This is a genomic window from Ochrobactrum sp. RH2CCR150 (assembly GCA_014138095.1).
Classification (GTDB): domain Bacteria; phylum Pseudomonadota; class Alphaproteobacteria; order Rhizobiales; family Rhizobiaceae; genus Brucella; species Brucella gambitense.
In genome coordinates, this window is the sequence record JACGXE010000001.1 from 635,601 (window position 1) to 657,045 (window position 21,445).

The following is a 21,445-nucleotide window of genomic DNA, read 5'->3' on the forward strand; positions in this document are numbered from 1 at the left end:
GTGCGTCCCGCGCTCAGCAATCCGCTGCCAAATCCGGAGCGAGGGCGCCGCTGGTCGTCGTCGAACCGGCAAGCGAAGAAACCATCAATAATCGCTTGACCGCTATCGGGTCCGCGCGTGCGCTCAGCACCGTGTCGATCACGCCTTATTCCAGCGGTTATATGAACAAGCTGTTCGTGAAGGCTGGCGACAGCGTCAAGGCGGGCGATGCGATTGCGGAACTTGATTCCGACACCGAGACGATTGCTGTCGCCAAGGCTGAAACGGCCCTGAAAGATGCCGAGACAACCCGCCAGCGTATCGAACGGCTGCGCGCCACCAACACCGCAACGGGCGTTCAGGCTGTTGAGGCCGAACTGGGCGTCGCCAATGCGCAGCTTGCCTTGAAGGATGCGCAGCTTGCCTTGAGCCGCCGCACGGTGCGCTCGCCGATTTCCGGCGTGGTCGGCATTCTGCCTGTCAATGCTGGCAACTATGTCACCGCCCAGACTTCCATTGCGCGGATCGACGACCGCTCCAAGATGCTGGTCGATATCTGGGTTCCCGAACGTTTTGCCCCGCAGATCAAGGTTGGGCAGCCGCTGACGGCGGAAACGACGGCCTTTGCGGGTGAAACCCACAAGGGCGAAATCAATGCCGTCGACAATATGATCGACGAGGCAAGCCGCACGCTGCATGTGCGGGCCGAGGTCGATAATTCGGAAGATCGCTTGCGCGCCGGCATGTCGTTCTACGTCACGGTGCTTTTCCCCGGCAATCGCTTTCCATCTGTCGATCCGCTGGCGATCCAGTGGGGTGCGGACGGATCTTATATCTGGCGTATCGAGGAAGGTCTGGCGAAGAAGATCGCTGTTCGGGTCGTGCAGCGCAATGCCACCAGCATTCTTCTGGATGGTCCAGTCAAGCAGGGCGACATGATCGTCACGCAAGGGGTACAGACAGTTCGCGATGAAGCGCCGGTTCGCGTGATGGATGCGCAGGGCACGGCCCGCGCCGATCCCGCGGCTGCAAAACCTGTAGCCGGTTAAGGGGGCGCTGGTGAGCAGTCATAAACCATCATCCGCCGATCGCGGCGGCTCGATCGCGCTTTTTATTCGTCGCCCGGTCTTTGCTTTCGTCATCAATGTTCTCATTGTCGTGGCTGGCCTTGCCGCTTTCACGGGCGTCGATATTCGCGAATTGCCGGATGTGGATCGCCCGGTTGTCACGATCAGTACGGATTTCAGCGGTGCGTCCGCCGAAACCATCGACCGCCAGCTGACGCAGGTTCTGGAAAACGCCGTTGCGCGTGTGTCCGGCGTCAAGTCGATTTCCTCGACCTCGTCCTTTGAGCGCAGCCGCGTGACGGTTGAGTTCAACGACGGTGTCGATCTCAATGTTGCGGCAGCCGACATGCGCGATGCGATTTCACGCGTCGCCAACACGGTGCCGGAAGAAGCCGATCCGTCCCGCATCATCAAGGCGGATTCGAACGCCGATCCCGTGATGCGACTGGCCGTGACATCGGACACCATGTCCGTCGACGATATGACCGTGCTGATCGAAGACCAGATTCAGGACGTTCTGTCGGCTGTGCCGGGCGTGGCCGATGTGCAGATCAACGGCGACCGCGCCAAGATTTTCCGCATTGATATCAATCAGGCCCGTCTTGCAAGCTATGGGCTGACGCTGGCCGATGTGGCGACCGCGCTCAATTCCATGGGGCTGGACGCACCAGCGGGTTCACTACGCAGTTCCGATCAGGCCATCGTGGTGCGTGCGACGGCCAATCTGGAAAAGCCCGAAGATTTCGAGAATGTCTACATCAAGGGCCGCACGCAGATTCGTGACGTTGCCACCGTCACGCTCGGACCCGATATCGAAAGTTCGGCTGTGCGTTCCAACGGCAAGATGGCAATCGGTCTGGGCATTGTGCGTCAGGCGCAGTCCAACACGCTCGATATTTCGCAAGGTGTCCGCGCCGCCGTTGCCAATCTGCAGACCACCTTGCCGCCAGGTGTCAACATCGCCGTCACCAGCGATGATGCAAGCTTCATCAATGGCGCTATCCATGAAGTCGAGATTGCGCTGATCGCTTCGGTGATCATCGTTGTGGCGATTATCTTCATGTTCCTGTGGGATATTCGCGCCACGCTCATTCCGGCATTGTCCATGCCGGTGGCACTGATCGGCACCGTTGCGGCGATCTATCTCGCGGGCTTTTCCATCAATATTTTGACATTGCTGGCGCTGGTGCTTGCGACCGGCCTTGTGGTCGATGACGCCATCGTAGTGCTGGAAAATGTTGTGCGACGGCGCAATCAGGGCATGGGCCCGCGCGCTGCGGCCGTGCTCGGCACGCAGGAAGTGTTCTTCGCCGTCATCGCGACCACGCTGACACTGGCTGCCGTGTTCGTGCCGATTTCGTTTTTGCCGGGGCAGGCGGGCGGTCTGTTCCGCGAATTCGGCTTCGTGCTGGCCATCGCCGTTCTGCTGTCATCGGTGGTAGCGCTGACGCTTTGCCCGATGCTGGCCTCGCGCTTTCTGAAAGAAGGCAGCGGCGAGGCGGAAGGCGCACATGGCCCGCTGTTCCTGCGCCGTATCGGCGGCGGACTTGCAGGTTTCTACCGCAAGACCCTTCATGTCTGTCTGGCTGCACCGTGGGTGGTTGTGCTGGTTGCGCTGCTTTTCGGCGGCGCATCGGTTGCCATCTTTGGCACGATCCGTCAGGAACTGACACCGTCGGAAGACCGCGCCGTGGCGGTGCTGCGTATCAACGGGCCGCAGGGCATCAGCGTTGACTTCCTGCAATCGCAGCTCAACAAGATCGAGGAAGCGATCCAGCCATTGCGTGACGATGGCGAGATTATCACGACCTATGCCATTGCCGGCTCCGGCGGCTCCTCCAATAATGGTTTCATGGTGCTGACGCTTGCCCCATGGAAGGAGCGTCACCGCAGCCAGCAGGAGATCATGGCGGATATCACCAAGCGGGTGCAGAACATTACCGCCGTGCGCATCTTCTCGACCCAGCCGAACAGTCTCGGTATTCGCGGTGCTGGTAACGGACTGCAATTCGCCATTGTCGGCAGCGATTACGCCAAGCTTCAGCCTGCCGCGCAGGCCGTCGTCGCGGCGCTGGAAAAAGATCCGCGCTTTGAGCAGCCGCGCCTGTCGGTGGAGCCGACACAGCCACAGCTTTCCGTCGAGATCAACCGTGAGCGGGCCTCCGATCTTGGCATCGACATTACCGGCCTCGCCAATGCCGTGCAGTCGGTGCTGGACGGGCGCAAGATCGGCTCGGTCTATGTGGGCGACCGCAGTTTCGACGTGAAATTCGTCGCGACCACCAACCCGATCAACGACCCGACCGATCTGGAAAACATCTTCATGAAAGCGGCGGACGGGCGCTATGTGCCGATGTCGTCCATCGCGACCGTTGTTGAAAAGGCGGTGCCGCCGCAGCTCGATCGCGAAACGCGCCAGCGTTCGGTGGCTATCACCACCGGCCTGCGCGCTGATTTTGCACTCGGCAATGCCTTCACGGCAGCGCAGGAAATCGCCGCGCCGCTTCTGCCGCCTGGCAGCCATATCATTCCGCTCGCCGAAGCCACCACGCTCAGCGAAACCTCCAGCGGTCTTGCCATGGTGTTCGGCTTTGCCATCATCATCATTCTGCTGGTGCTTGCGGCGCAGTTTGAAAGCTTCGTCAGTGCGCTGATCGTCATGGCGACGGTGCCGCTCGGTCTTGGCTGTGCGGTGGTCGCTATGATGCTGACGGGCACGAGCCTCAATGTCTATAGCCAGATCGGCCTTGTGCTTTTGGTGGGCATTATGGCCAAGAACGGTATTCTGATCGTCGAATTTGCCGATCAGTTGCGCGACAAGGGGCTGAGCGTGCGCGAGGCGGTGGAGGAAGCATCCAATATCCGCCTGCGTCCGGTCTGCATGACGATGATCTGCGCCGTGCTCGGCGGCGTACCGCTGATACTGGCAAGCGGAGCCGGGGCGGAAGCCCGCGTGGCGCTCGGCTGGGTGATCGTCGGCGGTCTTGGCCTTGCAACCATCGCGACGCTGTACGTGACGCCGGTCGCCTATCTGCTGCTCGGACGCTTCACCAAGCCGAAGGTCGAGGAAGAAGCGCGTCTGGAACGCGAGCTTGTTCGGGCCGTGGCTCTGGAAGAAAAGTTCAAGTAAAATCTGGATAGACAAACAAAAACCCGGAAGCGTGCTTCCGGGTTTTTCATATTGAGAGTGCGCTGATTACTTCTTCATCGCGTCGGTGACCTTTGCGGTCCATGCGCCTTCCGGCTTCTTGGTGATGACCGGATCGGACCCGCCGCCAAGCAGCGTTTCAACCGTGCGGTCGGCAGCGGCGACATCAAGTGTGCCGTCCGAACCGTCGATCAGCTTGCCGATTTCCTTGACCATGCGCTCCTGAACTTCCTGCTTCTGCGCACCGGAAGAATCATTGTCGAGAATGATTTCGGCGGCTTCATCCGGATGTTCGGACGCATATTGCCAGCCTTTCATCGAAGCGCGGACAAAGCGTGCCAGCTTTTCGACCATGGCTGGATCATCAAGGCTCTTTTCAAGCACATAGAGACCGTCTTCCAGTGTCGCCACGCCCTGTTCTTCATAAGGGAAGACGACGAGCTGGTCGGCAGGAATACCGGCATCGATCACCTGCCAATATTCATTATAGGTCATGGTCGAGATACAGTCGGCCTGCTTCTGGATCAGCGGGTCCACGTTGAAGCCCTGCTTGAGAACGGTGACGCCATCCTTGCCGCCCGTGGTCGGGATTTTCAGATGGTTCATCCAGGACAGGAACGGATATTCGTTGCCGCCGAACCAGACGCCCAGCGTGCGGCCCTTGAAATCTTCCGGCTTGGTGATGCCGGTTTCCTTGCGGCAGGTCAGCATCATGCCCGACTTCTTGAAAGGCTGGGCGATGTTGACCAGCGGAACGCCCTTTTCGCGGGTGGCGAGCGCCGACGGCATCCAGTCGACCACCACATCCGCACCGCCACCGGCGATCACCTGTGGCGGGGCTACGTCCGGACCGCCCGGCTTGATCTCGACGTCGAGCTTTTCGTCGTCATAGAAACCCTTGTCCTTGGCCACGTAATAGCCCGCGAACTGGCCTTGCGTGACCCATTTGAGCTGCAAGGTCAGCTTGTCTGCGGCCATGGCCGTCGTGCTCATGAGTGCGAGAGCAAGTCCGGCTGTCGCGAGGCCTATGGATAGTGCCTTCTTCATGCTTGGTTCTCCTCTGGTTGACGGTCCCGCCTTATGTTGGCGGATACCGGATCTGCTTACATTTACGCACTTCCTGCAAAAGCACTTCGCGCTTTCGCTGGAAAGGCTTACCCCCGCCTGTAAGAAGGGTGCCAGAATGTCACTTTGCGCTCGATCAGAGCGATCAGCCCGTAGGAAAGCGATCCCGCAAGGGCGGCGACGAAAATTTCAGCCCAGACCATGTCCACATTCATGCGACCGATCTCAGCCGAAATGCGGAAGCCCATGCCGACAATCGGCGTGCCGAAGAATTCCGCCACGATAGCGCCAATCAGCGCGAGCGTGGAATTGATCTTCAGCGCGTTGAAGATGAAGGGCATTGCCGCGGACAGGCGCAGCTTCACCAGCGTCTGCCAGTAATTGGAGCCATAGGTCTCCATCAGGTCGCGTTCCATCGATCCGGTGCTGGCAAGGCCTGCCACCGTATTCACCAGCATGGGAAAGAAGGTCATGATGATGACGACGGCAGCCTTCGACTCCCAGCCGAAACCGAACCACATCACCATGATCGGCGCGACGCCGACGATGGGCAGCGCCGCCGCCAGATTGCCGAGCGGCAACAGGCCCTTGCGCAGGAAGGGGATGCGGTCTGCAATGATGGCTGTGATGAAGCCCAGCCCGCAACCGGCGACATAGCCGATGATGACCGCCTTCATGAAGGTCTGGCGGAAATCCGCCCAGAGGATAGGCACGGAATCGACGATCCGCGCCCAGATGGCGGAAGGTGCCGGCAGCAGCACTTGCGGTATGGCAAACAACCGAACGGCTGCTTCCCATAGCACCAGCATGGCGATGCCGAAGAGGGCAGGGACCGCGATGTCGAGCAGTTTCTGGCCTTGCGGGGTGCGGGCCTTGAGGCTGGAAACCCAGCCCACAATCACCCACGACACCGCAATGATGGCGATCAGGGAGAGGATGCCGGTCATCATGCCGCAGCCCTTTCCGGCTTCGCGCCCATGCGGCTGTTGACGATGCGCGCCACCAGCCCGACCAATGCCACCAAGACGCCAGCCATGACGGCGGCGGCGATGAGTGCCGCCCAGATCTGCACCGTCTGCCCGTAATAAGAGCCGGCGAGCAAACGCGCGCCAAGTCCGGCGACAGCGCCGGTCGGCAATTCGCCGACGATGGCGCCAACGAGGCTGATGGCAACGGCAATCTGCATCGATGTGAAGAGAAACGGCATGGCCGCTGGCCAGCGCAGCTTCCAGAACACCTGCGCGCGTGACGCATTATAAGTGCGCATGAGGTCGAGATGCATGACATCCGGCGACCGCAACCCCTTCACCATGCCAACGGCAACGGGGAAGAAGGACAGATAGGTCGATATGAAGGCTTTCGGCAGCAGGCCCGATATGCCGATGGCGTTCAGCACCACGATGATCATCGGCGCGATGGCGAGGATCGGGATCGTCTGCGAGGTGATGATCCATGGCATCAGGCTCCTGTCGAGCGTGCGCGAATGGACGATGCCGACCGCCAGCGCAATGCCGAGAAGCGAACCGAGCGCGAAGCCGAGCAGCGTCGAGGAAAGCGTGACCCAGCCGTGATAGACGAGGCTGCGCTTGGACGTCGGCTTGACGTCGAAGACGGTCTTCCAGATTTCCTGCGCCACCTGATGTGGTGCTGGCAGAACCGGGCGTTCCTGGCTCATCGTATTGGCGACGAGCGTGGAAAACGAAATCTCGGTCCCGGCGCGCTGGGCTTGATCTCGCTCGAAGGGCGCGTTCAGAAACACCGCGAGCCCATACCAGAGCGCGACGAACACGGCGAGAACCGTCGTCACCGGAATGAATTTGTCGTGCAAGAAGGCTTTCATCTCCGGCCTCCTACAACAACGTCTGGGCCGCGAGCTTTACTCATGAATATGCCCCAGCCGCAGGCCTTCGCGCACGCGATGGGCGATTTTCAGGAAAGCTTCCGATTCACGAATATCCAGCGTCCGGTCCGGGCCAAGATCGCAATCGATGATTTCATGGATGCGGCCCGGACGCGGGCTCATCACGACGATCTTGGTGGAAAGAAATACGGCTTCCGGGATCGAATGGGTGACGAAGATCACGGTCTTGCGGGTCGCAGCCCAGAGTTTCAGAAGCTGTTCATTGAGGTGGTCGCGTACGATTTCATCAAGCGCGCCAAAGGGTTCGTCCATCAGCAACATATCGGGGTCAAACGACAGCGCACGTGCAATGGAAGCGCGCTGCTGCATGCCGCCGGAAAGCTGCCATGGGAACTTTTTGCCAAAGCCGGTCAGATTGACGAGCGCGAGATTCTTCTCGATCCGCTCCTGACGCTCCGCCCGGGAGTAGCCCATGATTTCCAGCGGCAGGCTGATATTGTCCTCGATCGTGCGCCATGGAAACAGGGCGGCTGCCTGGAAGACATAGCCATAGGACCGGTCAAGTCGTGCCTTTTCGGGCGTCTTGCCGTTGACCGTGACCGAGCCGGAGGTCGGCTGTTCGAGATCGGCGACCGCACGCATCAGCGTGGTCTTGCCGCAACCCGAAGGACCGATAAAGGAAACGAACTCGCCGCGCTGGATCGCGAGGTTGATATTGGACAGCGCATGGACCGGTCCGTCATTGGTCTCGAAAACCAATGACAGATCCTTGATGTCGATCACCGTCTGCGCATCACTCAAGCCCCGCTCCGGGGCCATGCTGTCATTCACATTCATGCGCGGTTCCCGAAGCTGAGCTAGAGCCATGTGTCAGACTCCTATCGGCATATGTTCTGCGCTGCGTTCCACCTTACGTGGAGCAACGATTTCCTTCCACTGCGACAATGCCTTGTTCACGGCGCCATTCGGCTCGCGTTCGATGAAGCGACCGTCGCCCGGCTCGGCGATAACCTTGCCCTTGTTGAAGGCAACGCGACCGCGAGAGAGCGTCACGACCGGCAGGCCCTTCAGCTCGAAACCTTCGAACACATTGTAATCGATGGAGGAGTGTTGAGTCTTGGCCGAAACTTTCTTGGTGGCTTCCGGGTCCCATATGACCAGATCGGCATCGGCCCCCGGCAGAACTGCGCCCTTCTGCGGATAGATGTTGAGGATCTTTGCAATGTTGGTCGACGTCACCGCAACAAATTCGTTCGGCGTCAGGCGACCGGTGCGAACTCCGCGCGACCACAAGACCGGAAGGCGTTCTTCAAGGCCGCCGGTGCCGTTCGGTATCTTGACGAAATTGTCGATGCCATAGCGCTTCTGCTCGGTCGTGAAGGCGCAATGGTCGGTCGCGACGCATTGCAGGCTGCCAGCCGCAAGGCCCGCCCACAGGCTGTCCTGATTGACCTTGTCGCGGAAGGGCGGCGACATCACGCGGCGCGCCGCATAATCCCAATCCTTGTTATGATATTCGCTTTCGTCCAGCGTCAGGTGCTGGATCAGCGGCTCGCCGAAGACGCGCATGCCCTTCTGCCGGGCGCGGCGGATCGCTTCATGGCTCTGCTCGCAGGAAACATGCACCACGTATAACGGCACGCCTGCCTGATCGGCGATCATGATGGCGCGGTTGGTGGCCTCACCTTCGACTTCCGGCGGGCGCGAATAGGCATGGGCTTCTGGCCCATTATTGCCTTCGGCCATCAGCTTGGCCTGCAAATGGGCGACGACATCACCGTTTTCGGCATGAACGAGCGGCATTGCGCCCAGTTCCGCGCAGCGCTGGAACGAGGCGAACATCTCATCGTCATTCACCATCAGCGCGCCCTTATAGGCCATGAAATGCTTGAAGGTGTTGATGCCGCGCTTCACCACTTCGGCCATCTCGTTGAAGGTGCGCTCGTTCCAGCCGGTGATGGCCATGTGGAACGAATAATCGGTGCGCGCCTTGCCCGCCTTCTGGAACCATTCCTGAAGTGCGTCGAGCAGATTGCCTTCGGAATCCGGCAGCACGAAATCGACCACCATGGTGGTGCCGCCGGCAAGCGCTGCCGCTGTGCCGGTGTCGAAATCGTCCGACGAATAGGTTCCCATGAAGGGCATTTGCAGATGGGTATGCGGATCGATGCCGCCGGGCATAATATAACAGCCGGTCGCGTCGATAATTTCATCGCCGGTCAGATTGTCACCAACGGCAGCAATCTTCTCGCCTTCGATGAGAACGTCGGCTTTAAAGGTGCGGTCGGCAGTGATGACTGTGCCGCCCTTGATCACTTTACTGGCCACTGTTCGTTCCCCTTTTTGGTTTTGTTGCGAAACAGAAGCCGTATTGGATGGCAGTGAAATCAGCTTACAATTTCAGCAGTCTCCAATACGGCATGCAGAAGCACGTCGGTCCCAGCCGACGCCCAGTCCTTCGAAATTTCCTCATCTTCATTGTGGCTCAACCCGTCGACGCAGGGGCACATGACCATTGCCGTCGGTGCAACGCGATTGACCCAGCAGGCATCGTGGCCAGCACCCGAAACAAGATCACGATGGCTGTAGCCAAGCCGTTCGGCGGCATTGCGGATGGCTTCCACGCAGCCCTTGTCGAAGGTCACAGGATCGAAATGGCCAGCCACTTCGATCTCGATGCCGATGCCCAGTTCCTCGGCAATCTTCGGTGCTTCCTTTTCGAAACGCGCCTTCATGCCGTCGAGCACAGCCTGATTGGGCGAGCGGAAATCGACCGTGAACACGACCGTGCCCGGCAGGACATTGCGCGAATTGGGCGAGACGTCGATATGGCCAACGCCGCCAACGGCATCCGGCTGATGCGCCATGGCGATTTCGTTGACGAGTTGCAGCATCTTGCCGAGGCCGAGGCTGGCATTCTTGCGCATCTTCATCGGGGTGGAGCCGGTATGCGCTTCCTTGCCCGTCAGCGTCACTTGCAGCCACCACAGGCCCTGACCGTGGCTGACAACGCCGATATCCTTGTTTTCAGCTTCGAGGATCGGCCCCTGTTCGATATGCAGCTCGAACATGGCGTGAATTTTCCGCTGGCCGACAGGCTCGTCGCCCTTCCAGCCGATGCGCTCCAGCTCATCGATGAACTTCTTGCCCTTGGCGTCGGTGCGCGCATAGGCCCAGTCCTGATCCAGCACGCCTGCAAACACGCCCGAAGCCAGCATGGCAGGCGCGAAGCGGGTGCCTTCCTCATTGGTCCAGTTGGTGACCACGATCGGGCGCTTGGTGCGGATATTCATGTCGTTCAGCGTGCGCATGACTTCGAGGCCGCCCAACACACCCAAAACGCCGTCATATTTGCCGCCGGTCGGCTGCGTGTCGAGATGGCTGCCCATATAGACAGGGTCGGCATCGGCATCTTCGCCGGGGCGAAGGAAAAACATGTTGCCCATGGTGTCGACGGTCATCGACAGTCCGGCCTTTTCACACCATGACTGGAAAAGCTTGCGACCTTCGCCGTCTTCATCGGTCAGCGTCTGGCGATTATTACCGCCGCGCAGGCCCGGGCCAATTTTGGCCATATCCATCAGGCTGTCCCACAGGCGGTCGCCATTGACTCTGAGATTGCTGGTGAGCACCATGCGCTCGACCTCCTCATTGTATGGATGCGTTGGATACCCCGCCAATTCTGGTTCCGGCTCGTATCCACCCGCTTAAAATGTTCCCGCGACCCGGCTCTTTGGCCACAATATTCTTGCCTGAATTGCAAAAACTTGACTAGTTGGTCAAAATGCAGGCTAGAAGAGCGTTCGAAGACGGTCAAGCGCTTTTGAAAAATTCTACACTGCCGAAAGGTGTCAAATGGCCACAGCCCCTTCCGCACCCCCATCTGCCTCAACCCCCACGCATGCCGATCCGGCTGCGCATGAGAAGACGGAAGGCGCGACGCGCATTCAGGCCATCAATCGCCGACTCATTCTTGATGCGGCGCTGGAAGTGTTTTCAAACTACGGATTTCGCGGTTCGACCATCGACCAGATCGCCGAGAAGGCGGGCATGTCGAAGCCCAATCTCCTCTATTATTTTCCGCGCAAGCAGAACATCTATGTGACCGTTCTGGAAGACACGCTTGCCACCTGGCTTGAGCCCTTCGAGAATATCGATCCGGAAGGCGATCCGCTGGATGAATTGCGCCGCTATATCGCGGTGAAGCTGGAAATTTCGGCCAAAAAGCCCGAAGCCTCGCGGCTCTTCGCCAATGAAATTTTGCACGGTGCGCCAGCCATTTCCGATTTTCTGAAGGGGCATCTGAAACAGCTCGTCGATGAAAAGGCGGCTGTCATTCATCGCTGGATCGCAGAAAAGCGCATCGTGCCCGTCGATCCATACCACCTGATTTTCACGATCTGGGCGGTGACGCAGCATTATTCGGATTTCTCGGTGCAGATTTCCGCAATACTGGAAGACCGCACCCAGAAGCCCGGCTTTTACGACGAAACGGCGGCAGCGGTCAGCGCCATCATCCTTGACGGAATTCGCCCGCGGGACGAACCTGCCGCATCATGAAAACGATTCGCATTTCAGCAGCCATCATCCGCGACGAGGCAGGCCGCTTCCTGCTCGTGCGCAAGCGCGGCAGCACCATCTTCTTCCAGCCCGGCGGCAAGATCGATGCGGGTGAACAACCCGAAATCGCGCTGATTCGCGAGATCGAGGAAGAGCTTGGCATCCATATCGACGCGAGCCAGTTGCGCTACGCGGCGAAGATGTCAGCGCCCGCGGCCAATGAGGTGGACTCAACCGTGGAAGCGGAGCTTTTCCATCTCACACTGAAGGATGGTCAGGTGCCGGTGGCTTCCAGCGAGATCGAAGAACTGCTCTGGAACCCGCCCGGCGACCAGACGCGCCCGGTCGCCCTGCTGTCGCAGAGCATTCAGGCGCGTTTCGCCTAGAGCGGTTCCGGTTAAAACAGAATCGTGGAACCGATCTATCTATTTGTTTTTACGCATTTTCCTACGCATCGAAGCGGGATCAGAAATCAGTCCAGTGAACTGATTTTCCCGCGTAGGCGCTACGCACTTTTGCTGGAAATGCTCTAAACTACTGGGTCTTGCGCGCGTCGACGCGATCGCCATCCTTGTCGAACAGATGCAGATGCTGGGCCGGAAAGCTCACATGCACCGTCCCTTCCGCCCGCAACGCATCGCGGTCGAGCGTGAAGACCTTGAACGGCAGGCCGTGCAGGCTGAGATGCAGGATGATGCCGAAGCCCGTCGGCTCCACGAGATCCACATGCGGTGTCAGCGACCCTTCCTTTTCCAGCGCGACATGTTCCGGACGAATGCCGAGTGTCGCCTTGACGCCATCGGCGAGCGCCATCGGCTGCGGCAGGGCGATCAACGTCCCGTCGGCAAGCTTGAGCCGCGGTCCGCCGTCCTTCTCCAGATAGATAACATCGAGGAAATTCATCGCCGGTGAACCGATGAAACCGGCCACGAACAGATTGGCAGGGTGGTCATAGAGTTCGAGCGGGGAGCCTACCTGCTGCACCACGCCGCCATGCATGGCGACGATGCGGTCGGCGAGCGTCATGGCCTCGATCTGGTCATGGGTGACGTAGATCGAGGTTGCCTTCAATTCGCCATGCAGCTTCTTGATTTCGGCGCGCATCTGCTCACGCAGGCGGGCGTCGAGATTGGAAAGCGGTTCATCGAAGAGAAAGGCCTTGGGCTGGCGCACGATGGCGCGGCCCATGGCAACGCGCTGGCGCTGCCCGCCCGAAAGCGCCTTGGGGCGACGTTCCAGCAGGGGATCGAGCCCGAGTTTGCCAGCCGTCGCCTTGATAGCGCTGGCGATCTTTTCCTTGGGCGTTTTGCGCAGGCGCAGGCTGTAGCTCATATTGTCGGCCACGCTCATATGTGGATAGAGCGCATAGGACTGGAACACCATCGCGATGTCGCGATCCTTCGGCGCAAGATCGTTGACGCGTTTGCCGCCAATCTGCACCTGCCCTGACGATATGTCCTCAAGTCCCGCGATCATGCGCAGCAGGGTTGACTTTCCGCAGCCGGACGGACCGACCAGAACGATAAATTCACCGTCCTTGATTTCAAGGTCGACGCCGTGAAGAACGGCCAGATCGCCGTAGCTCTTGCGGACAGACTGAATGTCGATGGAAGCCATGGGAAAGGGTCCTTTCAGCCTTTGACCGCGCCGGCGGTCAAGCCCTGCACGAGATAGCGTTGGATGAGGAAGAAGAAGATACATGCCGGGATGAGCGCGAGAACGCCCGCCGCCATCATCTGTCCGAAATCGGCGGAGAATTTCGACACGAAGGTCAGGAGGCCGACGGGGAAAGTTGCTGCGTCATTGCCGGAAATAAGCATCAGCGCGAAGAGCAGTTCGCTCCATGCGGCGGTGAACACAAAGCCCAGCGTGGCGGCGATGCCCGGCAAGGTCAGGGGCAGGATGATCTGGCGGAACGCCATGAACTGCGTCGCGCCGTCTATCTTTGCCGCTTCTTCGAGGTCTTTCGGAATGCCGTCGAAGAAGGACTGCATCAGGAAGGTCGCGAAGGGCACGTTGAACGCCGAATAGACGATGATCAGTCCGAACAGGCTGTTGGTGAGGCCAAGCGGCGCCATGATCTTGTAGATCGGCGCAATCAGCATCACCAGCGGGAACATCTGGGTCAGAAGCATCAGCGCAACGATCCAGTATTTGCCCTTGAAGGTGAAGCGCGACAGCGCATAACCGGCCAGCGACGCGAGAAGCGTGACGATCACGGCAGTTGCGCCGGAGACGATCAGGCTGTTGCGGAAGAACAGCGGAAAGGCGCTGTGCGACAGCACATGGCTGAAATGCTCGAACGTGGTGTGCGACGGCCATAACCGCACACCTTCGCTATAGAGCAGGTCATTGGGTGTAACCGAGACTTTCAGGAGCCAGAACAGCGGGAACAGCGCGAACAGAATATAGAGGAGGATCGCGCCGCGATGCGCTCCGGTGAGGAGAAGTTTGCGAGCGGTCATGATCTCAGTCCTTGTTCAGCAATGTCTGGCGCAGGAGCACGATCAGCATCGAATAGACCAGCAGCAGAAGAAGCAGCACCAGCGCAATGGCGGAAGCGTAGCCGAAGTCGAGCCGCTTGAAGGCCTGTGTGAAGATATAACTTGCCACGATCTGCGTGCGGTCGGCGGGACCACCGCCGGTCATGACGACGATGAGGTCGGCGCTGTTGGCGATCCACACGGTGCGCAGCAAAATGGTGATGGCCATGGTCGGCGCGAGATAGGGTAGTGTGATCGAAAGAAAGCGCTGGAGCGGGCCCGCGCCGTCTATGGATGCAGCTTCGTAAAGATCGCGCGGGATAGCCTGGAGCGCCGCCAGCATGGTTATGGCGAAGAAGGGAATGCCCCACCAGACGCCTGCGGTGATGATGCCCCACATGGCAAGATTGGGATCGGACAGGATGTTGTTCGGTGCATCCAGAAGGCCCAGCGCATAGAGCCAGTGCGGCAGCGGCCCGATAACCGGATTGAACAGCCAGGCCCAGTTCAGGCCGGAGAGAAAGGTCGGTACGGCCCAGGGCAGGAAGACGAGGGCCTGTGCGATGCCACGTCCGGCAAAGGGCTTGTCCAGCAGCAATGCGAGAATGAGCCCGAAGACGAATTGCAGGAACACCGAGCCGCCGGTCCACCAGAGGGTATTTTTCAAGGCGCGATAGAAGTTCTGGTCGGTTGCAAGCGTGCTGAAATGCTCAAGTCCGACAAAACCGCCCGAAAATGGCTTCAGCAACTGGATATCGCGAAAGGCATAGGAAATGCCGAGCACCAGCGGAACCAGCATGATCGCGCCGATCAGGATCAGCGCAGGCGCGCTGTAGAGATAGGGCTCGGATGCATGGGCAAAACGTTGCAGGAGGCTGCGCCGATCCTGCTGGGGGATAGTGGTGTTCATCACTCGCTTTCCCGATCAATCGTGGGAACCGCATTCATACGGCTGCAATTGCAAATGGAACGGGCGCGGTGCTTCTGGCGATCAGGCAGACCGCGCCCGTAGGGATGTTACTTCTTGTTGGCGAGGAACTTCTGCTGCGCCTTGGTCAGATATTCCGCCCATTGGTCGGCCAGCTGATCCGGCGTAATTTCGCCCAACAGCGCCTGCTGCGAGGTGGTGATGACGAGCGAATCCTTGAAGTAAGCGAATTCTTCCAGATAGGTCGGCATCACGGTCGGAACCACATTCGCGTCGGCAAGCTCATCGAACCAGCCCTTGAACTGCGGTGTCTTGTAGAACGGATCGTCCTGCGCAGATTTCAGCACCGGCAGGGTGCCGACGCGCTTGTTCCATTCAATATTGCCTTCCGGGCCTTCCAGCGTGGAGATCAGCTTCCAGGCAAGATCCTTGTTCTTGCTGGCGCTCATCATCGACCAGCCTGCGAAGCCGATGGTCGGGAAGGTCTTGCCGTCCGGACCTTTTGGCATGATGGTGACGCCGAAATCTTCCGGCTTCATGCGTTCTGCAACGGCGATAAGCGCATCCGGGTCCTGATTGAGAAAGGCGCAGGTGCCGCTATAGAAACCGGCGACGGTTTCGTTGAAGCCCCAATTGACGCTATCCTTCGGTGCGAGGCCGTTCTTGTAGAGATCGACCACCCAGGCAATGCCCTTTTTCCAGCTGTCGCTGTTCATGGTCGAAGTGCCGTCTTCATTGAAGAACTTGTTGGAGCCGGCCATGGATGCGCCAAAGATCACCCAGCTGTTGAGGCCGCCCGCTCCGCCGCGCAGGCAGTAGCCCGATTTGCCGGGCAGGGCGGCAACCTTCTTCGAAGCCTCGACAAATTCGTCCATGGTCTTCGGCGGTTCGGAAACACCGGCTTCCGACAGCAGCTTCTTGTTGTAGAACATGGCGTTCAGATAGAAGCCGTAAGGCAGCATATAGGCCGTGTTCTGGACGCTGCGGCCCAGTTCCAGCGCGCGCTCCGTCAGGTCTGGCGTGGTCTGCCATTCCTTCAGATAAGGCTCCAGACTTTCCAGCATGCCGTTATTGGCATAGAGCGACACCCAGGTATCCGGCATTTCCATCACGTCGGGAATTTCGCCCGACGACACCATGGTCGCGAATTTCTGGAAGGATTCACCCCATGGCAGCGAGATGATCTCCACCTTGGTGCCGGGATTGGCCGCTTCGAACTTGGCGACGATGGATTTCAGCGTTTCCGTGCGTTCCGGGCTGGTGATGACTTCCACCAGCTTCAGGGTCGTATCGGCCATGGCGGTGCCGCTCATCAGCATGGCGGCAAATGCAGTTGCGATCAGTCTTTTCATGTCGTTCCCCTTTGTTTCCTCACGACTGTTGAAAGGTCTTCGTTTTTTTATGCAGTGGCGGCGGCAATCGCCGTTTCGAGGTCTCTCCACAGGGCCCCGGTTCCTTCCAGTCCGACATGCAGGCGGACGGAGAGCGGATCGATGCCGAATGTATGCGCGGAGTTCGGTTGCGCCCTTTGTTGCAGCACCACTTCGCCCGGCACGATCAGGCTTTCATGGCCGCCCCAGCTCACGCCGAGTTTGAACAGCTCCAGCTTGTCGCAGAGCGTGCGGACATTGACGTGTTCGCGAAAGATCACCGAGAACAGGCCGGACGTGCCGTTCAGCCCGGTCGGCAGACGGTTGGCGAGCGCCGGATGGCAGACGGTTTCCACCGCGTCGAGCGCTTGCAGACGCTTGGCGATTTCGAGCGCCGACGCCTCGTGCGCCTTCATGCGGGTTGGCAATGTGCGCATGCCGCGCACCAGTAGCCAGGCATCGAACGGCGACAGCTTGCCGCCGAGATAGGGATAGGTTTCGGCGCGGACCATATCGACCAGCACTTTCGAGCCGGTCACGACACCGGCGACGACATCGCTGTGACCGCCGAGATATTTCGATGCCGAATGCACCACGAGATCGACACCGAGCGACAGCGGACGCTGGAAGATTGGCGTGGCCCAGCTGTTGTCGATGATAGTGATGACGCCAAAGCGCTTGGCGATGGCGGCCAGCGCGCCGACATCATGCGCTTCCATGACCCAGCTTGTCGGGCTTTCCATGTAGAAAAGCTTGGCGCCCGGCATTGCGCGGGCGACGGCTTCCTCGTCACGCCCGTCGACATACTCAACCTCGATGCGCATGCGCTTCAGGATCGTGCCGAACAGGCGGAAAGCATCGGGATAGACATGGCGTACCGCAACGATGCGGTCGCCGGGCTGCACGAATGCCAGCACGCTTGCCGAAATCGCCGCCATGCCGCTTGCAAAGCCCAGCGCGTCTTCACCGCCTTCCAGCTTGGCCAGCATGTCTTCAAAGGCGCGCACGGTCGGGTTGAGGCCGCGCGTATAGATCGGGCGCACTTTCTCGCCGCGATAGGAAGCGACCATGTCGTCATAGCTTGGGAAGGTGAAGAGCGACGTCTGCACGATGGGCGGAACCACGGCGTCAAAAGCGTTGCTTTCATCATGGGCAACCGTCAGCGCGGCGAAATCCAGCGGGTCCATCCCGTCAGTCATTTGGACATTTCCTTGATATCTTCCTCGACGATGTCGAGAATCTTGAGCGTTTCCAGCCGCGCAGTCTCAGGGTCCTGAGCCACGATGGCGTTGAAGAGCGTGCGGTGGAACGGAAAGGTCCGCCGCGCGAAATCGGATCGGTCGAACGGCTCATCCCAGAAGCGGAAGAACGCATCGCGCATCTGTTCGAGCAATTGCCGGAAAATCGGGTTCTGGGTGGCGTCGTAAATGGCAAGGTGGAAGGCAAGGTCTTCCGGCCCGGACGTTCCCTTGGCGAGATGCACGCGTTCCATCTCGTTGAGCTTTTCCTCGATGATGACGAGGTCTTCGGCCGTGCGCTTGCGGGCTGCCACCATGCTGGCTTCCGTTTCGATGCCGCGGCGCACTTCCAGCGTCTGCAACAGGCCGTCGCGAAGTTGCGCGGGATCGAAGGAAAGCGGCATATGGATGGTCGCCGCAGATACTGGTTTCAGAAGATAGGTGCCGCTGCCCTTGCGGGTTTCAATGACGCCCAGCGCCTGAAAATGCCGGATCGCCTCGCGGATCGTCGAGCGTCCTACGGCTAGCGCGGTCATGAGTTCGCGTTCGGCGGGAAGGCGATCACCCGCCTGCACATTCGCCGCCTGAATATAGGTGGCCAACGCTTCAGTGACCTGCCGCGCACGATCTATCGGCGGAAGCGGCGACAGCTGAAACTTGCTGTCCTGCATTACGCGGTTCCCAACCGGATTGTCATTCGGCAGCTCTCCCATTGTTGTGTCCGAGTGCCTGATCCAAAAGTCGCCATGCCGGTCTGCAAATGGCAATTTGAGATTTGCATTCGCATAATCTGATCCGAAAAGTCTGCAACTCTTCGGGATTATGCGAGGCTTCCGGTGCTCACGTACCCAAATGTACGCTCCGCTCCGGTTCTCGAAATCACCATTTTCGTCGCGGCCTGCCGCCTTTTTGCTTCAGACACTAAGAGGCGACCAAAGACCCGCCTCGAAGCACCAATTCCACGTTGACAGCAGAGCATTTGGCGCCCTTGCCGGATCTTGGAAGTGTCGTCAGACCCGTTCCCTTTTGGTTTATAATTGGTCTGACATCTTAGTAATATGAGAGAAAGTTGGAACCTGTCAAGCGCCCTCTATTCGTGTGTGAATGCGTTTTTCGCATGTGCATGTTTCCGATTGCGTTGAGGCGTGCTTCCTCGCTATTTGTTTCACGCGCATTTCGTCGGAGGGGTGTTTCGCCCGGTTCGAGATGTGCACTATCAGTTCTGCGAATGGGAGAACGCCGCCGGTCATGCGCGGTGTGAGGAAGTGAGGATTTCATGGGATTCAAGGCCACCGAACGGCGGGTGCTGGGCCGCACCGGCCTGTCAGTCACGGCGCTTGGTCTGGGGACTGCGCCGCTGGGCGGGCTTTACGAGCCAGTCTCGCGTGCAGATGCGACAGCGCTGTTGCAAGCAGGTTGGGATAGCGGCATCCGCTACTTCGATACCGCGCCGATGTATGGTTACACCCGCAGCGAGCATCTTCTGGGTGACATGCTTCGGGAAACGAGCGAGCCTTTCGTCATTTCCACCAAGGTTGGCCGCCTGATGACCACCGAGCGCGCCGGGCGCAAACTGCCGCCAGCGCCGCCAAAGAACGAATTCGATTCCGGCTGGTGCAACGGGCTGAAGTTTCAGGAAGTCTTCGACTACAGCTATGACGGCATCATGCGCAGTTTCGACGACAGCCAGCAGCGGCTCGGCTATCCCGATATCGATCTTCTCTATGTCCACGATATCGGTCGCGTCACTCATGCCGATCTGCACGAGCACCATTGGGGCGCGCTGACCAAGGGCGGCGGCTTTCGCGCACTGACCGAACTGCGCGATGCGGGCAACATCAAGGGCTTCGGCCTGGGCGTCAATGAATGGCAGGCCATTCGCGATGCGCTGGACGAAGCCGACCTTGATTGCTCGCTTCTGGCCGGACGTTATTCGCTGCTGGATCAGGATGCAGAAAAGGAATTTCTGCCGCTGGTGCAAAAGCGCGGCATGGCGCTGGTCGTGGCCGGTGTGTTCAACTCGGGCATTCTGGCTTCGCCGCGCGGCGGACAGCAGAAGTTCAACTATGCCGATGCGCCTGCCGAAATCATCGCCCGCACCGAACGGCTGCACGATATTTGCGATGGTTTTAACGTGCCTTTGGCCGCTGCCGCCGTCCAGTTCCCGATGATGCATCCGGCGGTTAGCTGCATTCTCGTCGGCGCTCGCACGCCGGACCAGATCCGCGCCAATGTGACATGGTTCGAACAGGCTATTCCGGATGAACTCTGGAAAACCTTGCGCGCCGAAGGGCTGATCGTCTGATCTCTTCACAGGCTAAATGAAAAGCGCCGGGTCTTGCCCGGCGCTTTCTCATTGTAAATGGCTGTTTCTTCCGCATGATCTTGTCCGAAAAGTCGAACAACTTTTCGGGATCATGCTTTACTCCGCCGCTTCCGTCACAGCCATCGGATTGTTGGGATGTGTCGTCCAGTTGGCGTAATCCGGTGCGATCTGCGCCTTGGTGCGTGGATCGACGCCGCCGATCTGCTCCATGGTGATGCAGTCCTCGACCGGGCAGACATTGACGCAGAGATTGCAGCCGACGCATTCCTCATCGATCACCTCGAAATGGCGCGCGCCATTGACGAGATTGGTGATCGCCTGATGCGAAGTGTCCTCGCAGGCAATGTGACAGCGACCGCACTTGATGCAGAGGTCCTGATCAATGCGCGCCTTGGTGACATAGTTCAGGTTCAGATACTGCCAGTCTGAAACCTGCGGCACGGCCATGCCGCGGAAATCGTCGAGCGTTTCATAGCCCTTTGAATCCATCCAGTCCGACAGGCCGTCGATCATTTCTTCCACGACCTTGAACCCGTAGGTCATGGCCGCCGTGCAGACTTGCACCGTGCCGCAACCAAGCGCGATGAACTCTGCCGCATCGCGCCATGTCGTGATGCCGCCAATGCCTGAAATCGGCAGGCCGTGGGTTTCGGGATCGCGGGCGATTTCCGCCACCATGTTGAGCGCGATGGGCTTCACCGCCGGGCCGCAATAGCCGCCATGGCTGCCGCGACCGTCAATCGACGGCACCGGCGACATGCGGTCGAGATCGACCGAGACGATGGAGTTGATCGTGTTGATCAGCGATACGGCATCCGTTCCCGCTGCATGAGCGCCGCGGGCTGGCTTGCGAATGTCGGTGATGTTGGGCGTCAGCTTGGTGATCACCGGCATGCGGCTATATTGCTTGCACCATTTGACGACCATGGCGACATATTCCGGCACCTGACCGACAGCCGCACCCATGCCGCGTTCGCTCATGCCATGCGGGCAGCCGAAGTTCAGCTCGATGCCGTCCGCGCCGGTTTCCTCGACCAGAGGCAGGATCGCCTTCCAGGCTTCCTCCTCGCAAGGCACCATGATCGAGGCGATCAGCGCGCGGTCCGGCCAGCGCATCTTCACCTCTTTCATCTCGCGCAGATTGACCTCCAGCGGGCGGTCGGTGATCAGCTCGATATTGTTGAGGCCGAGAAGCCGCCGGTCTGCACCATGGATCGCGCCATAGCGCGGGCCGTTGACATTGACCACCGGCGGGCCTTCCGACCCCAGTGTCTTCCACACGACGCCGCCCCAGCCCGCCTTGAAGGCGCGCTCGACATTATAGGCCTTGTCGGTCGGCGGGGCCGAAGCCAGCCAGAAAGGATTGGGGGATTTGATGCCGAGAAAATTCGTTGAAAGATCAGCCATGTCTTGAACCTCC

At 59.4% G+C, this 21,445-nt stretch carries 17 protein-coding genes and 1 pseudogene; 5 read left to right on the forward strand and 13 right to left on the reverse strand.

The window, feature by feature from the left end; all coding sequences use genetic code 11:
• Positions 1-41: 41 nt before the first annotated feature.
• Both FHW03_RS02890 and FHW03_RS02895 read left to right on the forward strand, forming a co-directional pair.
• Positions 42-1,028 (forward strand): annotated as a pseudogene (locus tag FHW03_RS02890) (efflux RND transporter periplasmic adaptor subunit); the annotation flags it as partial.
• Between the two features lie 10 nt (positions 1,029-1,038).
• The gene (locus FHW03_RS02895) at positions 1,039-4,176 is read left to right on the forward strand and encodes an efflux RND transporter permease subunit (RefSeq protein WP_182519263.1); all 3,138 of its coding nucleotides are present in this window, start codon (positions 1,039-1,041) and stop codon (positions 4,174-4,176) included.
• 66 nt (positions 4,177-4,242) lie between these two features.
• Here the strand turns inward: FHW03_RS02895 and FHW03_RS02900 are convergent, their stop codons facing one another.
• From FHW03_RS02900 to FHW03_RS02925, 6 genes are all read right to left on the reverse strand, one after another.
• Complete coding sequence (locus tag FHW03_RS02900; RefSeq protein ID WP_182519264.1) at positions 4,243-5,241, reverse strand: ABC transporter substrate-binding protein; 999 nt, start codon at positions 5,239-5,241, stop codon at positions 4,243-4,245.
• Positions 5,242-5,348: 107 nt separating this feature from the next.
• Positions 5,349-6,209, reverse strand: coding sequence for an ABC transporter permease (locus FHW03_RS02905; RefSeq protein WP_182519265.1), 861 nt, complete (start codon positions 6,207-6,209; stop codon positions 5,349-5,351).
• Positions 6,206-7,099: an ABC transporter permease gene (locus FHW03_RS02910; RefSeq protein WP_182519266.1), complete on the reverse strand. Its 894-nt coding sequence runs from the start codon at positions 7,097-7,099 to the stop codon at positions 6,206-6,208. The genes FHW03_RS02905 and FHW03_RS02910 overlap by 4 nt, the downstream gene beginning before the upstream one ends.
• 36 nt (positions 7,100-7,135) lie before the next feature.
• Positions 7,136-7,987 (reverse strand): ABC transporter ATP-binding protein, encoded by an 852-nt coding sequence (locus FHW03_RS02915; RefSeq protein ID WP_377513958.1) that lies wholly within the window; start codon positions 7,985-7,987, stop codon positions 7,136-7,138.
• A gap of 3 nt (positions 7,988-7,990) precedes the next feature.
• Complete coding sequence (gene hydA, locus FHW03_RS02920) at positions 7,991-9,448, reverse strand: dihydropyrimidinase (RefSeq protein ID WP_182519267.1); 1,458 nt, start codon at positions 9,446-9,448, stop codon at positions 7,991-7,993.
• A 59-nt stretch (positions 9,449-9,507) separates the two neighbouring features.
• Complete coding sequence (locus FHW03_RS02925) at positions 9,508-10,755, reverse strand: Zn-dependent hydrolase (RefSeq protein WP_182519268.1); 1,248 nt, start codon at positions 10,753-10,755, stop codon at positions 9,508-9,510.
• A 220-nt stretch (positions 10,756-10,975) separates the two neighbouring features.
• Here FHW03_RS02925 and FHW03_RS02930 point away from each other — a divergent pair, with 220 nt between their 5' ends.
• On the forward strand, positions 10,976-11,680 hold the full coding sequence (locus FHW03_RS02930) for a TetR family transcriptional regulator C-terminal domain-containing protein (RefSeq protein WP_182519269.1): 705 nt from the start codon (positions 10,976-10,978) through the stop codon (positions 11,678-11,680).
• Positions 11,677-12,066 (forward strand): NUDIX domain-containing protein, encoded by a 390-nt coding sequence (locus tag FHW03_RS02935; RefSeq protein WP_182519270.1) that lies wholly within the window; start codon positions 11,677-11,679, stop codon positions 12,064-12,066. Before FHW03_RS02930 ends, FHW03_RS02935 begins: the two co-directional genes overlap by 4 nt.
• Before the next feature lie 148 nt (positions 12,067-12,214).
• Here the strand turns inward: FHW03_RS02935 and FHW03_RS02940 are convergent, their stop codons facing one another.
• The 6 genes from FHW03_RS02940 to FHW03_RS02965 all read right to left on the reverse strand — a co-directional run bounded on the left by FHW03_RS02940 (position 12,215) and on the right by FHW03_RS02965 (position 18,370).
• Positions 12,215-13,297, reverse strand: coding sequence for a sn-glycerol-3-phosphate ABC transporter ATP-binding protein UgpC (locus FHW03_RS02940; RefSeq protein WP_182519271.1), 1,083 nt, complete (start codon positions 13,295-13,297; stop codon positions 12,215-12,217).
• A gap of 14 nt (positions 13,298-13,311) precedes the next feature.
• Positions 13,312-14,145 carry a carbohydrate ABC transporter permease gene (locus tag FHW03_RS02945; protein WP_182519272.1) on the reverse strand — a complete coding sequence of 278 codons (834 nt, stop codon included), beginning with the start codon at positions 14,143-14,145 and terminating at the stop codon, positions 13,312-13,314.
• Between the two features lie 4 nt (positions 14,146-14,149).
• Positions 14,150-15,073: a carbohydrate ABC transporter permease gene (locus FHW03_RS02950; protein ID WP_182519273.1), complete on the reverse strand. Its 924-nt coding sequence runs from the start codon at positions 15,071-15,073 to the stop codon at positions 14,150-14,152.
• Between the two features lie 107 nt (positions 15,074-15,180).
• Positions 15,181-16,443, reverse strand: coding sequence for a sugar ABC transporter substrate-binding protein (locus FHW03_RS02955; protein WP_182519274.1), 1,263 nt, complete (start codon positions 16,441-16,443; stop codon positions 15,181-15,183).
• Between the two features lie 47 nt (positions 16,444-16,490).
• Positions 16,491-17,660 (reverse strand): PLP-dependent transferase, encoded by a 1,170-nt coding sequence (locus FHW03_RS02960; RefSeq protein ID WP_182519275.1) that lies wholly within the window; start codon positions 17,658-17,660, stop codon positions 16,491-16,493.
• A complete protein-coding gene (locus FHW03_RS02965; protein WP_182519276.1) occupies positions 17,657-18,370 on the reverse strand; it encodes a FadR/GntR family transcriptional regulator in 714 nt (237 codons plus the stop codon). Before FHW03_RS02965 ends, FHW03_RS02960 begins: the two co-directional genes overlap by 4 nt.
• A gap of 605 nt (positions 18,371-18,975) precedes the next feature.
• Between FHW03_RS02965 and FHW03_RS02970 the strand changes: the two genes are divergently transcribed.
• Positions 18,976-20,004 carry an aldo/keto reductase gene (locus tag FHW03_RS02970; protein ID WP_182519277.1) on the forward strand — a complete coding sequence of 343 codons (1,029 nt, stop codon included), beginning with the start codon at positions 18,976-18,978 and terminating at the stop codon, positions 20,002-20,004.
• 117 nt (positions 20,005-20,121) lie between these two features.
• On the opposite strand, the gene preA is transcribed toward FHW03_RS02970, so the two are convergent.
• Complete coding sequence (preA, locus tag FHW03_RS02975; protein WP_182519278.1) at positions 20,122-21,432, reverse strand: NAD-dependent dihydropyrimidine dehydrogenase subunit PreA; 1,311 nt, start codon at positions 21,430-21,432, stop codon at positions 20,122-20,124.
• Positions 21,433-21,445 lie beyond the last annotated feature (13 nt).

What these genes read in the sequence shown, in the direction of transcription:
- FHW03_RS02935 (WP_182519270.1), top strand. Translation starts at nt 11,677, where the DNA reads ATGAAAACGATTCGCATTTCAGCAGCCATCATCCGCGACGAGGCAGGC.
- FHW03_RS02955 (WP_182519274.1), bottom strand. Translation starts at nt 16,443, where the DNA reads ATGAAAAGACTGATCGCAACTGCATTTGCCGCCATGCTGATGAGCGGC.
- FHW03_RS02900 (WP_182519264.1), bottom strand. Translation starts at nt 5,241, where the DNA reads ATGAAGAAGGCACTATCCATAGGCCTCGCGACAGCCGGACTTGCTCTC.
- FHW03_RS02940 (WP_182519271.1), bottom strand. Translation starts at nt 13,297, where the DNA reads ATGGCTTCCATCGACATTCAGTCTGTCCGCAAGAGCTACGGCGATCTG.
- FHW03_RS02960 (WP_182519275.1), bottom strand. Translation starts at nt 17,660, where the DNA reads ATGACTGACGGGATGGACCCGCTGGATTTCGCCGCGCTGACGGTTGCC.
- FHW03_RS02905 (WP_182519265.1), bottom strand. Translation starts at nt 6,209, where the DNA reads ATGATGACCGGCATCCTCTCCCTGATCGCCATCATTGCGGTGTCGTGG.
- FHW03_RS02965 (WP_182519276.1), bottom strand. Translation starts at nt 18,370, where the DNA reads ATGCAGGACAGCAAGTTTCAGCTGTCGCCGCTTCCGCCGATAGATCGT.
- FHW03_RS02910 (WP_182519266.1), bottom strand. Translation starts at nt 7,099, where the DNA reads ATGAAAGCCTTCTTGCACGACAAATTCATTCCGGTGACGACGGTTCTC.
- FHW03_RS02950 (WP_182519273.1), bottom strand. Translation starts at nt 15,073, where the DNA reads ATGAACACCACTATCCCCCAGCAGGATCGGCGCAGCCTCCTGCAACGT.
- FHW03_RS02915 (WP_377513958.1), bottom strand. Translation starts at nt 7,987, where the DNA reads ATGGCTCTAGCTCAGCTTCGGGAACCGCGCATGAATGTGAATGACAGC.
- FHW03_RS02970 (WP_182519277.1), top strand. Translation starts at nt 18,976, where the DNA reads ATGGGATTCAAGGCCACCGAACGGCGGGTGCTGGGCCGCACCGGCCTG.
- FHW03_RS02925 (WP_182519268.1), bottom strand. Translation starts at nt 10,755, where the DNA reads ATGGTGCTCACCAGCAATCTCAGAGTCAATGGCGACCGCCTGTGGGAC.
- FHW03_RS02930 (WP_182519269.1), top strand. Translation starts at nt 10,976, where the DNA reads ATGGCCACAGCCCCTTCCGCACCCCCATCTGCCTCAACCCCCACGCAT.
- FHW03_RS02945 (WP_182519272.1), bottom strand. Translation starts at nt 14,145, where the DNA reads ATGACCGCTCGCAAACTTCTCCTCACCGGAGCGCATCGCGGCGCGATC.
- preA (WP_182519278.1), bottom strand. Translation starts at nt 21,432, where the DNA reads ATGGCTGATCTTTCAACGAATTTTCTCGGCATCAAATCCCCCAATCCT.